General features: G+C 53.8%; 18 protein-coding genes. 9 read left to right on the forward strand and 9 right to left on the reverse strand.

Annotated elements, in window-relative coordinates; translation table 11 throughout:
* The first annotated feature begins 32 nt into the window (after positions 1-32).
* Entirely contained in the window at positions 33-1,190 is a 1,158-nt protein-coding gene (locus ACG98I_RS06285; protein ID WP_394719558.1) for an MFS transporter, read from the forward strand.
* Here the strand turns inward: ACG98I_RS06285 and ACG98I_RS06290 are convergent.
* Positions 1,187-2,707, reverse strand: a complete 1,521-nt coding sequence (locus ACG98I_RS06290) for a SulP family inorganic anion transporter (RefSeq protein WP_394719557.1) — start codon at positions 2,705-2,707, stop codon at positions 1,187-1,189. The genes ACG98I_RS06285 and ACG98I_RS06290 overlap by 4 nt on opposite strands.
* Positions 2,708-2,835: 128 nt before the next feature.
* Entirely contained in the window at positions 2,836-3,273 is a 438-nt protein-coding gene (locus ACG98I_RS06295) for an anthrone oxygenase family protein (protein WP_394719556.1), read from the reverse strand.
* Positions 3,274-3,397: 124 nt separating this feature from the next.
* Between ACG98I_RS06295 and ACG98I_RS06300 the strand changes: the two genes are divergently transcribed.
* Positions 3,398-4,063 carry a MerR family transcriptional regulator gene (locus tag ACG98I_RS06300; protein WP_394719555.1) on the forward strand — a complete coding sequence of 222 codons (666 nt, stop codon included), beginning with the start codon at positions 3,398-3,400 and terminating at the stop codon, positions 4,061-4,063.
* On the opposite strand, the gene ACG98I_RS06305 is transcribed toward ACG98I_RS06300, so the two are convergent.
* The 5 genes from ACG98I_RS06305 to ACG98I_RS06325 all read right to left on the reverse strand — a co-directional run bounded on the left by ACG98I_RS06305 (position 3,990) and on the right by ACG98I_RS06325 (position 8,533).
* Positions 3,990-4,280 (reverse strand): DUF4386 family protein, encoded by a 291-nt coding sequence (locus tag ACG98I_RS06305; protein ID WP_394732551.1) that lies wholly within the window; start codon positions 4,278-4,280, stop codon positions 3,990-3,992. The genes ACG98I_RS06300 and ACG98I_RS06305 overlap by 74 nt on opposite strands.
* A 9-nt stretch (positions 4,281-4,289) precedes the next feature.
* Positions 4,290-4,619: a hypothetical protein gene (locus tag ACG98I_RS06310; RefSeq protein WP_394719554.1), complete on the reverse strand. Its 330-nt coding sequence runs from the start codon at positions 4,617-4,619 to the stop codon at positions 4,290-4,292.
* A gap of 15 nt (positions 4,620-4,634) precedes the next feature.
* Positions 4,635-5,054, reverse strand: coding sequence for a VOC family protein (locus ACG98I_RS06315; protein WP_394719553.1), 420 nt, complete (start codon positions 5,052-5,054; stop codon positions 4,635-4,637).
* A gap of 125 nt (positions 5,055-5,179) precedes the next feature.
* Positions 5,180-7,129, reverse strand: a complete 1,950-nt coding sequence (locus ACG98I_RS06320) for a hypothetical protein (protein WP_394719551.1) — start codon at positions 7,127-7,129, stop codon at positions 5,180-5,182.
* 15 nt (positions 7,130-7,144) lie between these two features.
* Entirely contained in the window at positions 7,145-8,533 is a 1,389-nt protein-coding gene (locus ACG98I_RS06325; RefSeq protein WP_394719550.1) for a sigma 54-interacting transcriptional regulator, read from the reverse strand.
* Between the two features lie 55 nt (positions 8,534-8,588).
* Here ACG98I_RS06325 and ACG98I_RS06330 point away from each other — a divergent pair, with 55 nt between their 5' ends.
* The 7 genes from ACG98I_RS06330 (at position 8,589) to dapA (ending at position 13,683) form a co-directional block, all read left to right on the forward strand.
* Complete coding sequence (locus ACG98I_RS06330; protein WP_394719549.1) at positions 8,589-9,296, forward strand: MSMEG_4193 family putative phosphomutase; 708 nt, start codon at positions 8,589-8,591, stop codon at positions 9,294-9,296.
* Complete coding sequence (locus ACG98I_RS06335; protein ID WP_394719548.1) at positions 9,293-10,000, forward strand: SCO1664 family protein; 708 nt, start codon at positions 9,293-9,295, stop codon at positions 9,998-10,000. Before ACG98I_RS06330 ends, ACG98I_RS06335 begins: the two co-directional genes overlap by 4 nt.
* Before the next feature lie 39 nt (positions 10,001-10,039).
* Entirely contained in the window at positions 10,040-10,804 is a 765-nt protein-coding gene (locus ACG98I_RS06340; RefSeq protein WP_394719546.1) for an isocitrate lyase/phosphoenolpyruvate mutase family protein, read from the forward strand.
* 129 nt (positions 10,805-10,933) lie between these two features.
* On the forward strand, positions 10,934-11,311 hold the full coding sequence (locus tag ACG98I_RS06345) for an SRPBCC family protein (protein WP_394719545.1): 378 nt from the start codon (positions 10,934-10,936) through the stop codon (positions 11,309-11,311).
* 545 nt (positions 11,312-11,856) lie between these two features.
* A complete protein-coding gene (locus tag ACG98I_RS06350; protein ID WP_394719544.1) occupies positions 11,857-12,594 on the forward strand; it encodes an FAD-dependent oxidoreductase in 738 nt (245 codons plus the stop codon).
* Positions 12,560-12,769 carry a hypothetical protein gene (locus ACG98I_RS06355; protein ID WP_394719543.1) on the forward strand — a complete coding sequence of 70 codons (210 nt, stop codon included), beginning with the start codon at positions 12,560-12,562 and terminating at the stop codon, positions 12,767-12,769. Before ACG98I_RS06350 ends, ACG98I_RS06355 begins: the two co-directional genes overlap by 35 nt.
* Positions 12,770-12,792: 23 nt before the next feature.
* Complete coding sequence (gene dapA, locus ACG98I_RS06360) at positions 12,793-13,683, forward strand: 4-hydroxy-tetrahydrodipicolinate synthase (RefSeq protein WP_394719542.1); 891 nt, start codon at positions 12,793-12,795, stop codon at positions 13,681-13,683.
* A gap of 62 nt (positions 13,684-13,745) precedes the next feature.
* On the opposite strand, the gene ACG98I_RS06365 is transcribed toward dapA, so the two are convergent.
* Positions 13,746-14,027 (reverse strand): OsmC family protein, encoded by a 282-nt coding sequence (locus ACG98I_RS06365; protein WP_394719541.1) that lies wholly within the window; start codon positions 14,025-14,027, stop codon positions 13,746-13,748.
* Between the two features lie 305 nt (positions 14,028-14,332).
* A complete protein-coding gene (locus tag ACG98I_RS06370; RefSeq protein ID WP_394719540.1) occupies positions 14,333-14,836 on the reverse strand; it encodes a MarR family winged helix-turn-helix transcriptional regulator in 504 nt (167 codons plus the stop codon).
* Positions 14,837-14,849 lie beyond the last annotated feature (13 nt).

Raw genomic sequence — 14,849 nt, forward strand, 5'->3', positions numbered from 1 at the left:
GGGCAGCGGTAGGCCATGATGGATTCATGGTTGTGACAAGCTCAAAGCAAGCGCGCCGGGGATCATTACTGATTTCCTATGGGCATACAACGGTCGATTTTGCCCAAGGCGCAATTGCGGCGCTGATGCCTTTCCTCGTTCTCGAAGGTGGCTATAGCTACGCTGAGGCAGCGGGCATTATGCTGACGTTTTCCCTGGTCTCATCGATTATTCAGCCGGTGCTTGGCATTATGGGGGATAAGTGGCGCATGCGCTGGCTGATTCCAGTCAGCGTGATGCTTTCTGGCGCCGGTATCGCGGCGATTGGCTTGGTGGATTCATATTGGGCTGTGGCGGCGCTGGCATCTGCCGCCGGCATTGGTGTGGCGGCTTTCCACCCGGCTAGTGCCAGTCGCGCCCGTGAGGTCAGTGGTGGGGACCATGTTTTGATGTCGTGGTACTCGCTCGGCGGTAACTTTGGTTTCGCCCTGGGGCCTTTAATTGTGGCCATCACTATTGGTGTCTTTGGGCTATCTGCCACGCCGCTACTTATTATCCCGGCATTAACCGGCACGGTGGCGACGCTTGTGCTTAACCGCTATGGCGCTGCCACGGTCAATAAGGGCAAGCGCAGACAGGAGCACCGCGATGATTGGGCATCGTTCGGGCTGATGGGTATCGCGATTGTTTGCCGCTCCATTGTCTTTGTCGGTATTGGTACGTTCATTGTGCTTTTCATGCACGAATTCCGGGGCGTGCCAGAAAATATTGCGAATGCCTCGCTCTTTATCTTCTACATCATGGGCGCGTTTGGCACGGCCATCGGTGGACACCTGGCACGACGCTGGGATAGAACGGCTATTTTGCGCGGTTCCTACTTGCTGTCCATCCCGATGTTGGCCTGTTTATTCCTAATTCCTGGGCCATTAGCGTGGGTATTTATCATCCTCACGGCGCTTACCCTGTATGTGCCATTCTCACTGCAGGTCACTTTGGGCCAAGACTTCTTGCCCAACCATATGAGCACTGCCAGTGGCGTGACCTTGGGCCTTGCGGTCTCAGTTGGCGGCATTGCAACACCGCTCATTGGTTGGCTGGCAGACCACATTGGCTTGGAATATGCGCTGCTCCCGCTGATCGCACTGCCACTGGTGGCGTATCTCGCGCTGCGGAAGATCTCAGATCCGCAAGCTGCAACGACAAAGATTTAGCTTTCTCCCAGCGAACCGGTCAGACGTGAGTAGAATTCAGTGGTGAATTCATTCATGCCGACAAACTCCACACGCTTGTCTTGTTGGTCGTATTTAGTTTCGATAGCATCGAGCGCCGCCACGGTGGAAGCATCCCAAATGTGGGACTTGCTCATATCAATAATGACGCGTTTTGGGTCAGCGGTGTATTCAAACATCGTGGTCAAATCGTTGCTGGAGGCGAAGAGCAGTTGGCCTTCCACGGCGTAATAGGCAACGTCGGCGCCATCGACTTCTTTGACCTCACGGCGGACGGAAATGAGGTGCGCGACGCGGCGGACAAACATCACGCTGGCAGCAAAGACACCAACCACAACGCCGATGGCGAGGTTCTCTGTTGGCACGACTACGGCGACGGTGATGAGCATGATGGCAGTTTCGCTCTTTGGCATGCGCTTGAGCGTTGAAGGCTTGATGGAGTGCCAATCAAAAGTGCCAACAGAAACCATCACCATGATTGCCACCAGTGCCGCCATGGGAATAGTTGCTACCAAGTCGCCTAAAACCACGATGAGAATCAGCAGGAAGGCACCGGCCAAGAAGGTTGAGATTCGCGTGCGTGCACCGGAAGCCTTCACATTGATCATGGTCTGACCAATCATTGCGCAGCCACCCATGCCGCCGAACATGCCCGACGCAATATTGGCTACACCTTGGCCCCAACTTTCACGAGTCTTATTGGAATGGGTATCTGTAACCTCATCCACCAACTTGGCGGTCATCAAGGACTCCATCAAACCAACCAGCGCCATAGCCAGGGCATAAGGGGCGATAATCGTTAGGGTCTCCCAAGTAAGAGGTACATCTGGGATAATTAACGAAGGCAGGCTGCTGGGTAGCTCTCCCTTATCACCAACGGTTGGCACGGAAATAGCGAAGAAAGCCACGATGGCGGTAATGATCACGATGGTAATCAGCGGCGCCGGAATAGCCTTGGTGAGCTTTGGGAAGAAAACCAAGATGACAATACCCAGGGCAAAGAGGGGATATACCGCCCAGGAGACGTCGATGAGTTCGGGGAGTTGGGCCATAAAAATCAGAATTGCTAAGGAGTTAACGAATCCGACCATGACGCTGCGCGGGATAAAGCGCATCAGCTTGGCTACCCCCAGCACAGCCAGGACAATTTGCAGCACGCCGGCAAGTAGAACGGTTGCGATGAGGTAATCCAGGCCGTATTCGCGCACAACGGGTGCGACCACTAGGGCCACAGCACCGGTTGCCGCAGAAATCATGGCGGGACGGCCACCCACCACCGCAATGGTCATCGCCATGATGAAGGAGGAATACAGACCAACCATTGGGTCTACGCCCGCGATAATGGAGAAGGAAATTGCTTCCGGAATAAGTGCCAGCGCCACTACCAGGCCGGCGAGAGCTTCCCGCAGCAAAATCCGCGGTGATTTCAATGCAGTTAAGACTGAGGGTTGTGGGCGATATCGATTGCTATTAGTAGCAGGGACGGATACGGCGGTCATGAAACTATGGCTCCAAAACAACGAGATTAGCGACTACCAAAAGTCCTAATGTACTGCAGGGAGACTAGGTCGGCGAATGCACGCTGAGCTTTTGCTTGCCGATGCCACCGCCGTGAAACTTAAGCCGCTCATACGATGGCAACGCCCAAGACCACCAGGATGAAACCAAGGACTTGCAAAGAACCGCAGATTATTTGGTAGCGGTCCCAGCGCCGGCGCATTTCCATGAATTCTTTGGTCGCGGTGGTGGTTTCAATCCTGCCGGTTTTAACATTGATGGGAACGTTGCCGAAAATGGTAACAACCAGCGCCATAATTAATGCGAGAGCAGCAGAGATGGTGAAGTAATTTGTGTGATGGATAGCTAGAGCTATGCCTAAAACGACGCCTAAGGTCATCCCGATGGGCATGATACGCCGGAAAGTTTTGAGTAGGCCTTTCTCGAAGCGCAGCTGCTGATCTGGTTCCAGCTGGCGAATGACGGGGTGCACAAATGCGGATGAGCCGAACTCGGAGGCGCCGAAAAATCCTGTGACCAGGATAGTTAAAACAGAAATCCAACTCATGAGATTCCTTTAGTCTAAATACTAAAATGGATAGTATAGCTATCTATGTCGGGTTTTAAGTCATGTTACTCTAACTTAAATAGAATGCAGGTATATGCAACTTTTGTTTGGGAAGGAGGAGCACATGTTGGCTACCGAACATGCCGAAAGTCCAGCGGGTATCCGGATGGCAGAGCTGTCTCGAGTAACTGGTGTCAGTGTTTCCACTATTAAGTTCTACCTGCGCGAAGGATTGGTTCAGCAAGGGAAGTTAACGAATTCGAACCAAGCTCTCTACGATGAGTCTCATATTGAACGCATTCGTCTAGTACGTAGTTTGTCCAAGATTGCCCAGCTGCCGTTGTCTACTATTGGTGAAGTCTTGAAATCAGTAGATGATGGGGGAAATCCCCATAAGGCAATGGGGAAAGTTCAAGGGGCGCTGGTGCGCGAGGTCGTCCCTGAGGCCGTATCTTCCGAAGTTCAGGAACTGCTGGATGCTGAGATTAAGAAGCAGGGGTGGATGGTCCATAAAGAATCAGAGGCCTATCGCAAAGCACTTAATGCACTTCAAGAACTGTCAAACCAAAACTTGAGTTCGCCGATGAATTCTTTATCTGAGTACGCTGCGGGGGCTAATAGGATCGCTGAAACTGATATAGCTACCTTGGATGGGGCTGCTTCCGCCACCGATCTGATTCGGATGATGGCTCTGGGGACGACGCTGCGAAGTACTCTTACTGATGCATTGATTTTCCTGGCTCAACAACATCACTCGGGGAAGCACTTCGGGGCGCCCCGTGGGGAGTGAGTCTTTTCCGCTTCTGTAGGCGAAAGCCTGTCCACAGCAACCACACCAAAGTGAATTCACCCAAGCTGAGCGTATCGATATCCGCGATTGTCATTGCGGAGTCGAATGCATAACCCACACCTGCGACTATCAGCAAAATGCTGATGAGCGTGGGTAGCTCTCGCGAGCGGCGCATCGCTATACCTGCGAGGAGCAGGTGCAAGCCGAAGATACCCAGGCTATAGTCTCAAATTTTGACAAAGGTATTGCCGTGACGGCCGATGATGAGCACGATCGTCGCAGTTAGTAGCCCGATGGAATAGAGAATTCTCAGTAGGGCCGCCCAGTTAGCTAGAATTTTGCCGCCGCTGTGGAGAACCGAATTGAGCGACAGCGCAACTACGATGTCGAGGATTGTGATGATAAAACCGACGAAAGTAGTGATCCCGTACTGTCCTTGCGGAAGCGCTACGAGAAACCCGATGGGGGAGGCTAAAGCCATAGCCAGCAGGATGAACCCAGCGGCGATCCGAAAGGTTGATTGGGTCCCGGCAATAATTGGCGTGGTAGTCGCCATTGATATGTTTACTGCCTACTTCAAATAGCTTGGATATACGGCGTTTTCATCCGGCTCGTGGATGCCGAAGACATTGCCATCGGTGTCGCGGAAATAGCCTTGCCACGCCATGCCAGGCAGTGCGTATTTTTCAACGACGACTTTTCCTCCGGCTGCCGCAATCTTTCTGGCAGTGATATCGAAACTGACAACTCCCATGGTCAGGACCGCACCATTGGAGGAATTTTCTGGCGATGGCGGGGCGGAGTCTTTCTCACGTTCCATGATCGCGCCATTGATACCTGGGCTATCCTCGGGACCAGTGATGACACCGAAGTAAGGGCGCTGGGCGTATTCGGAATAATCCTCGTATGTCCAGCCAAAAGCGGCGGCGTAGAAGTCAAGGGCTTTGCGGACATCGAATGCTTCAATTTCAAAGTGGATTGGGCGTGACATGCGCTCTCACCTTCGTTGAGGGGGATAGCTATATGGAGTTGAAGACTGATCTCCAATTATGCCACCACTTTGAAAGCAGGATCGTTTTCCTACAATCTGGCCAGCTCCAGTGCCCGAGGATCCTATTAGAAACGGTAATTAAGGTACTCATCAACCACAGCAGCGCCAAGGCCATCCAAGTCAGGAGCAACCACGCGGCCGCCAACACGGTCGGCGAGCTGGTTGAGGAAATTCTCCAGTCCATGATCATGACCGAGGCGGAAGAATGTCGTGCGGGTGCCACGTTTGGTGACTTTCTCTAACTGGGTGACAGTGGAGTACATCGTTTGCTGGTCGGTTGGCCAGTTGAACCAGGCACGGCCATCGGGCTGCAGATAGGCGGTGGGCTCGCCATCGGTGACAATCAGCAGTGTGGGCTGCATCGACGGAAATCGTGCGAAGAAACGTTCAGCCAGCAACAATGCATGGTGCAAGTTGGTACCTTGTTCCTGGACAGGTGGAAGACCAGTGAGCTCCTCAATAGCCATAGTCATGGCATTGCGGCCAAAAGTAATAAGGGCCAGTTCATCATTGCGGAAACGGGTGCTAATCAGATGGTGCAGGGCTAGCGCTGTTTGCTTCATCGGCACCCAGCGGCCCTCGGCTGCCATTGAATAACTGGTGTCCACCAAAAGGGCGACAGCATTTAGGGTACGTTGTTCGGTTTCCACCACTTCTATGTCATTAACCGTCAGCTTTAGCTTGTCACCGGTGCCGGCGGTGCGTTGAATAGCATTCGTGATTGTCTGGGTGACATCCCAGGGCTGAGTATCACCAAATTCATAAGGGCGAGAGGCCCCCGTTTGCTCACCAGTCGCACCAGTCAGACGCGAATCACGGGTGCCGGAGCGTGGAGAAAGCTGTTCTGTCGCGCTGTCCAGTAAGGACTTACCGAGCCGGCGCATTGCCTGCGGGCTGAGTTTGAGTGTGCCGTCCGGGGTGCGGCGCAACAGACCGCTATCGCGCATGGCGCGGTCGATCTTATTGAGCATGTCCGCAGAGATTGCGGCGTCATCACCAAGCTGGCGGCGCAAGGCTTCCAGGTCCAAATCTGACTGGTCATGGCGAAGCTGCTCTGCCAAGCGATCCAACTCGGCAAGGTCCTGCATAGCTCCGGTGCCATCGCCCAGACCCATGCCTTCCTCACCGGAGAAGTTTTCCGAACTAGACCAATCCAGCTCGGGCCGCAGGCCTTGTAAATTGCCAGCCAGATCACCGAGCAGATCCTGCAATTCCGGCGACCCGAAGGCTTGGGAGGACAGCTGCATCAATTCATTGCGCTGTTCCTCCGACATTGAATTGAGCATGCGCTGGGCAGCAGCCGAACGTTGCGCCAAAATATCAATGAGTTCATTAATATTGCGCGGGTTCTCAGGAAACTGCTCACCGTGCTTGGACATGAAATGAGCAAAATCAGCCGGAGTATCTTCATCGCGGCGGTGCTTAGCCAAGAGCTCATTTAAGTCGCGCAGCATTTCAGCAATGGTGGCTTTTTCTTCTTCGGTGGCGCCTTCCAGTGCTTGCTTCATGCCGGCGAATTGCTGATCCAGCATTTCTCGGCCTAAAAGATCCCGAATCTGCTCAAATTTTTGACGGGCATCGGATGACTGCCAGTCATAGTTATTGAGCTCTGAGACAGCAGCGGCGGTGGAGTCGGGCAGGTTCTGAATCTGCATTTCGCGAAAAGCACGATCGGTGTCATCCATATCAATATCGCGGGCAAGCTGAGCACGCTCCAGCAAGAGGGCATCGTCAAGCAATGCTTTAACCTCCTGCAACGTGCCGCCGAGGTTGCTCTTCTGCAAGAGCTCTTGCCGACGCTGGGCTGCCTGCCACGCTAATTCATCAAAACCGTCCTGGCCTTTCGCGCCACGACGCAGGTACTCCCGTAGCGCCTGCTCAGGGGAGTATCCCGCCATGATGTCATCAGCGATATCGCGCAGCGCGTCGGAAAGATCGACCGGCGGGGCAAGCGGATCCGCACCGCCGGTATAACGTCCATAGCGGCTACGACGCGGACCAATAGGGTGTGGCATGGCGGATTAAACTCCTTAACCGTAAATGGTTTCGCCCTCGCCGGAGTCCTTAGCAATCTTCCGGGAGAGGAACAGGCCTTCCAACGCCAGCTCAATCGCACCGGCGCGGGCGCCTTCACTAGTAGCGCCGAATGCATCGGCAATATCGTCATATAACGTGGTCTCGCCCAACTCAGGGAGATTGGCCAAGAAATCGGCGGCGGAAATACTTGCGCTGGTGGTCACCGTGATGCTGCCATCTAAAGCGGCAATGAGTGGGTTGAAGTCCAGCGTGCGCAAGGTCGAGCGGACAGCCTCAGCAGTCGAAGTGCGCAGAAGATACTCCAAAATATCCCATTCACGGCCTTCCTCGCCCGACTCGAATTCAATCTTGCCGCCCAGTACTTCTACTGCCGATTCAACATCAACTAATCGGGCAACAGCGGTATCTTCGCCGCGAACGGTGGCGCGGTGTAATGCGGCAGCAGCAATGGTTTCCGCGCCAGCAATAGCAAAACGCGCGGACACACCGGCACGTTGATTGACTGCGGAGGATTCACGCAAAGCACGGGTATAACGGGCCAGAATCTCCAGCAGAATGTCGGGCACTTCTGCAACCAGCTGGGCTTCCTGGCGAATCACAGCAACCTCATCCTCTAAGGAGAGCGGGTAGTGCGTGCGGATTTCAGCCCCGAAGCGATCCTTGAGCGGGGTAATAATGCGGCCACGGTTGGTGTAATCCTCAGGGTTCGCAGACGCCACCACCAGCACATCCAATGGAAGCCGAAGCATATAACCGCGAATCTGAACATCGCGTTCTTCCATCACATTCAGCATGGATACCTGAATACGTTCAGCCAAGTCAGGAAGCTCATTGATGGCAACAATGCCGCGGTTAGAGCGCGGAATCAGGCCATAGTGAATGGTTTCAGGATCACCCAGGCGACGGCCTTCGGCCACACGCATGGGGTCAATGTCACCAATAAGGTCAGCAACAGAGGTATCCGGGGTGGCTAGTTTCTCCGCATAGCGGTCCTCGCGGCGCAGCCAGGTAATAGGAAGAGCATCCCCTTCGGCTTCGGCGCGCTTCTTTGATGCATCTGTGATGGGGTTAAAAGGATCCTCGCGCAATTCAGAATCAGCGATGACCGGAACCCATTCATCAAGCAGTTCAGTCAGAGAACGCAAGAGGCGCGTCTTACCCTGGCCGCGCTCGCCCAAAAGCACAATGTCATGACCAGCAATGAGCGCGCGCTCAACCTGCGGGATGACCGTGTGCTCCAGACCATGGAGACCAGGCCAGGGATCTTGACCCTCGCGCAGCTTGTCCAGAAGGTTATCGCGGATTTCGGCGCGCAAAGAACGGTGTGCGTAGCCGGCGGCCTTCAGCTCACCGACTGTGGAAAGATTTGGTGGAAGACTCACACTCCCAACCCTAATCAAAAACTTCCGCGCGGGGTGCAGTTCAATTCCTATAGGTATGCTGCATGGCATGAGTCAGGCGTCCGAATCCACCACAACAGCTAGTAAAGAAGCTGGGCCATCGACGATTATTCTGCTTATTCGTCATGGACAAACACCGACGACAGGGCAAGTTTTGCCAGGCCGCGCGCCAGGATTGCATTTGGCTGATCGCGGGCAAGAGCAAGCCCGGGATGTGGCACAGCGGATTGAGGGGCTGGAGCTGTCAGCGATTTATTCATCGCCCATGTTAAGGGCGCAGGAGACCGCCGCACCGACGATTGACGCGCAAGGTTTAAAAGCACAGCTTGCGGATTCCCTCATCGAGTGCGATTTCGGGGCCTGGACAGGAAAGAAGCTGAGTGAGCTTAATAAGCTTCCTGAGTGGAAGGAAGTACAAAACTCACCATCGACCTTCCGTTTTCCTGAAGGTGAGAGTTTCGTAGAGATGCAGCAACGCATGGTTGATGGCATCGAAGAAATCGCGAGCGCGCATCCTGGTGAGGTCGTCGCTGCTTTTAGCCATGCGGACACCATCAAAGCCGCGGTTGCGCATTTTGTGGGAACTCCGCTGGATTCTTTCCAGCGCATACATATCGATACTGCCTCGATTTCTGCCGTGGAATTCACCAAGGACGGTATGAGAATGCTGGTGACCAACTCGCGCACGGGTTCATTGGCGTATTTGCGTCCGAAAGATGCAGCTCCGAAAGATGGAGCACAGTGATTACGCCACCTTTTGAGCGTGAGCTGGAGCTGATGCAATTCGGTGAGATGGGCATTGTCCAGCAGCTCGTGGAGTCCAGCAACATCGGCTTTGTTGTGGACTTTGAATTAGATGATGCCTACGGCTGGGCCGTTTATAAACCTGAGGCCGGTGAGCAGCCACTGTGGGATTTTCCGCCGGGACTATATAAACGGGAACGTGCAGCATTTGTCTTGAGTGAATACTTGGGCTGGCATGTGGTGCCACCGACGGTGATTCGCCATGATGCGCCCGCTGGGGTGGGGTCTTTTCAGTGGTTCATTCATAATGGTGGAGAACACTACTTTCCTCTGGTGGATAGTAGGGAAGACCTGCATGAACAGTTCATTCGCATGGCTGTGTTTGATTTGCTGTGCAATAACACGGACCGCAAATCAGGCCACGTTCTGCTCGACGGCAACCATATTTGGGGCATTGACCACGGCCTGTGCTTTTCCGTTCCGCCGAAGCTGCGCACGGTGATTTGGGAATTCGGTGGTTATTCGATTCCCGATGATCTAGTTGAGGCAGTCGAGCCACTCATGGAGCATGTGCCGGAGGAACTAGAGGAATTACTTCACCCGATAGAAATTGAAGCGCTGCAACGACGTGCGTCACGGATTTCACGGCTGCCATACTTGCCACAGCCCACGTCTCACCGTCAATTCCCGTGGCCATTGATTTAGGTACAGTGGCGGTCACAACCCGTTCTAAGGAGCACGTAAATGACCGACGTAAAAGCACTTGCAACGACATTCGCCCAAGCACATGAATCCGGAAAACTTCTTGTTCTACCCACTGCCTGGGACACGTGGTCCGCAGACTTGGTAGAAAAGGCAGGTTTCGAAGGACTGACGGTTGGCAGTCACCCTGTTGCTGATGCCACCGGTAGCTCCGATGGTGAGAATATGGACTTTGCTGATTACCTCGACGTGGTCAGGAAGATCACCGCCACGGTGAATATCCCGGTTTCCGTTGATGTGGAATCTGGTTATGGTCTTGAACCTGCTGAACTTATTGAGCGCCTCATTGAAGCTGGTGCCGTTGGCGCCAATATCGAGGATGTGGTCTACCGCGAGAATGACCGCGTGCGGGATGCCCAAGAGCACGCTGACTACATTGCTGCCGCACGCCAGGCGGCTGATGCTGCCGGAGTGGATTTCGTTATTAACGGACGCACCGATGCGATGAAGCTGGGTACCGCGATCTTTGAAGACCCACTGGGAGAAGCTGAAAAGCGAATCCGCCTCATGCAGGAAGCTGGTGCCCGTTCGGTGTACCCAGTGGCACTGAGTACTGATGAACAGGTCAAGGAACTCGTGGATGCCGTATCTATTCCGGTCAACGTCACCGCGCACCCAGTCAAGGGCCACAGCGCAGGAGATATAACTGCGTTAAAGGAAATCGGGGTTCGCCGCGTTACCTTCGGCCCGCTGTGGCAAAAGTGGCTGGATGAGGTTTCGCTCGAGCAATTCAAGCAGTGGACCTAAAGGTAAGGCCGGAACTTGAAATACACTGAGCACATTGAGATTGATTTACCACGCGGCGAGGTCGTCCGGTTGATATCGGACTTCACCACCATCCCGAAGTAGCTGCGTGGCCTAGTCTCCCATGAACCGATGAACGGTCAGCACGGGGAGGTAGGAACTGTCTCGCGTATCGTTTTCGATACCGGCGGGCAGACCATGGAGGCCACCGAAAAAGTAGTGCGCCAGGACCCGAAAGATTTAAACGATCTGAAATCCTCAGAGACTGTCTACTATGACCGAGAGCTGCAAGCCGAGGGCATGTGGAGTATTTCCAAAGACAGGTTCAATGAACTGGAACCAGATCGAACGTTATGGGAAAGCGACAGTGAATACCGCTTCGATAGTGCATTCATGAAATTACTTGCCCCCTTAATGAAAGGGTCTTTCCGCAAACAACAGAGAATGCACATGGGGGATTTTAAAGCCTTTGCTGAGCGTGGAGTTGATGTCCGCGATTCTCAAGGCTGAATTAATTTTAGCTGAGGGGCAGAATCAAAAATGAAATAAGGGGTGGTTGATCGTCCTTTCCTTTAGGGCGCGCCGTGCTGGGGCTTTCCAGTGCGGCGCGCCTTTTGTGTGACATGAGATTGTGTCCTCGTGCGGGTGTCAGATGAATTGGGACACGTGAAGTACATCACCGAAAAATCGACTGATATGTGATGTGTGACCACAAAGATGTATAGAAAGTGTGGTGGAATACAAGTCTTTGGTGAAAGAAAGTTGAATCTTCCGCAGTCTCTATAAGGATTTCAAAAACTACTTGACTTATGCGGAGATATGTATAACATTAGGTAACCCTCCGTGACGTTTGTCACCAATCGGATGGAAATGTTCATGAATCTTTTGACTACGGTCAGTGACTGGATTTGGAATCCACTCGCATATTTCGCGCTAGCAGTTGGCGTATTCTTCATATTCGTTACCAAAGCGGTGCAGTTTCGGCGCCTCCCGGATATGCTTCGGCAACTCAAAGACAGTGAATCCGGTAACGGCAGCCTCTCTTCACCCCAACGGTGACCCGTTCCGCGGGTGACCCGGATGAGATTTCCGCTGGTGCAGGCATTGGCGACTTCTCCTTGGTCTGGAATATTGGACAGGGCCTGTCCAAGTCCATCCTGGGCGGCCCGTCCACGTTGACCGAAACCATCGCTGCCGCATTGCGCGACCGTATTGATACCGGCGCGCAGGTCCACGAGGTCACTCAGCACAAGGACCATGTCGTGGCTCGCTTTGAACAAGATGGCGTGGAGAAGGAAGTTTCTGCCCGCACAGTCATCATGGCAACGCCAGCTACTGTTTCTCATAAGATTGGTGTTGATCTTCGTCCTGAACTGCGTGAAGCCTTGGGTAAAGTGCAGTACGGTTCCTACGTGGCCGGCGCATTCTTGACCGATGAGACCACCCCGCAGGTCTGGGACAGTGCATATGGCATCGCTACACCGAATCGATCTATGGCTGTCACGTTGAACATGGGCAATATCGTTCGCGGTCCGGAGACCTCCCGCCAGCCGGGTGGGTCCATCATGTGCTTTTCTCCGGCAACGTTGGCAAATAACTTGCTTCCGCTTACCGATGGACAGATGACTGACACCTACATCAAAGACCTGTCCGTGGTGCTGCCGGGCTTTGAAAACATGATCGAAGAATCCCACATCCAGCGTTGGGAGCTCGGTGCACCGTATTGCTTCCCAGGTCGCGCGAAATTGCAAAACCCTGATGAAGCCAGAAGAGCGCGTATTCCTGGCCGGTGACTACCTCGGTTCGCTATACACGGAAACTGCCATTACCTCGGCGTTTACTGCAGCACAACGCGCAGCTAGCTTGCTTGCTCGTGAAAACCAGCCACGCAACACCACCCTGGCAGCAACCCATGCAGACACATCGTCTGCTGACGCATCTGCTGCAGACACACTTCCAGCAGCCTAAATACAGATTTTCAAGGAGAAAACATGAGCAAAAAAGTAGAACTTCGCGGCGTACTGACCGCTTTGTCCACCCCTTTCACCGGCACTGAGGACATCGATGTTGACCTGTTGAAGAAGGTCGTTGACCGCTCCATCAACGGCGGTGTCAACGGTGTTGTCGCTGGTGGATCCACCGGTGAATTTGCATCGCTGAGCAGCGAGGAGCGCATTCAGTTGGTCGATACCGTAGTTTCCCACACTGCTGGACGCGTGCCAGTCGTGGCACAGACCGGTGCAACCACCACCCGCGAAGCCATCCGACTGTCCAAGAAAGCACAAGCCTCTGGCGCAGATGTACTCATGCTGGTCACCCCATACTATGAGCCACTGAGCTTGGACGAGACGCTTACCTACATTCGCACCGTGGCAGATGAAGTCGAATTGCCAGTGATACTCTACAACATTCCGGGCGCGACCGGTGTGAACCTCGATGCCGATACTGCCGGCAGCCTGGCGCGTGAGTTCGATAATATCCACTATATTAAGGACTCGTCCGCCAACTGGGAGCAGGCACTGCAGCTCATTCACCACCACTCTGATGTGTTGGATACCATCATCGGTTGGGACAGCTACATCTACAGCGCGCTCGTCGAAGGCGCTGCCGGTGTCCTGTCCGGCGCGGCGAATGTCACCCCAGAAGAAATCGTCGCCGTGGTCAAGCTCATCCAAGAAGGAAAGCTCGCCGAAGGCCTCGATGCTTGGACCAAGGTCTACCCAGTTATTGACGCGATGATTTCTGAGCCTTTCATCGCAGCTGTAAAGAAGGGCATGGACCTGCAAGGATTCCCAATCGGTTCGCCATGTGCACCAATGGCAGATATCTCCGATGAAGCCACCGCCCGAGTTGAGCAGGCGCTCAAGAACCTCAACTCCTAACATCGGCGCGCAAGAGTCCCGGCTATCTCCCTGTCGAAGAGCTAGCCGGGACCTTTAGCGTCTTAGTTAATAGAAATATCGCTTTCAGTATTAATACCTCGTGAAATGGAACGCTTGACGATGCACAAGCGCTCAATCTTCTTCGCCGCCGCATTAATAACCTTCTCGCGCTCTGCTTCATCCAGTTCATCAGCCTTAATGGTCAGCTCAAAGAGCATATCGGTGATGAAGTTATCTTCTTCCGCGGACTTTACTGAAGCCTCCGCCTCAAAATCCTCGCCCAGCATGTGTGCCAGCTGCGCATCCGCCGAAAGCGAGGCACAACCCAAGAGTGCCGCTTGCAAGAGCTCGCCCGGTGAAAATGCACCCGGGGTGCCATGCGGGGGAGACCTTCAGTGAGGTGCCATCGCGGTTGGTGACGGTGTATTCATTTAACTTGGTGCGCCTTGCTTTCATAGCCATAAACCCCAGGCTAACAGAATTCATTTTTCCCGTTTGAACTGCGCAAAGCATTGAATTCGAAGTTCCCGGCTTCGGGCAGCTGTACCTGAAGTCCAGCGTTGCGAAAAAGAGTTAGGGGGCCATCGGCAAGCAAAGCTCCTGCTGTCTTTTCTGTCACCTTTAACGCTTGAATCTTTTCTGAGAATGTTTAAGCGTTACGCGGCCAAGGTAGCTCAATATAGGACTCCAAGCTTTGGTTGTGCTTGGAGAGCAGCCTGGCGAGTGCTGCGATATCTTCTTCATCCCAATCAGCGTAAATCTTAATTAAGTCTTCGCGGCGCGCCGCCAGCTCCCGAGCGAGCATCTCCAGCCCATGAGGGGAGGGGCGGTGCAGCTTCGCTGGGGCATCCGCGTCTTCAATAACCTCGATGAGGTCATTAGCAATAGCCGCCTTTAACTGCCGATGCACCGTGGACACGTTCAAACCGAAAGCTTCAGCGAGCTCATTAACAGTCATCGGGCCCTGCGCGTTCATGCGAGTGAGCAGAATCAGCGCGCTGCGGTCCATGATCGTCTCACGCTTAATCGCTGGCAGATTCTGGACTGCATAACGCGTCAGCAAGATAATCTCATAGGCGATATGATCTAGAACCTGGTCTAAATCCTGCTCGTGTGGATCAGGCTTTTCCGGTTCGGGGGCATCTGCGGGCATGATGTGTGAATCT

The sequence above is a fragment of the Corynebacterium sp. L4757 genome, assembly GCF_043673995.1.
Taxonomy (GTDB): domain Bacteria; phylum Actinomycetota; class Actinomycetes; order Mycobacteriales; family Mycobacteriaceae; genus Corynebacterium.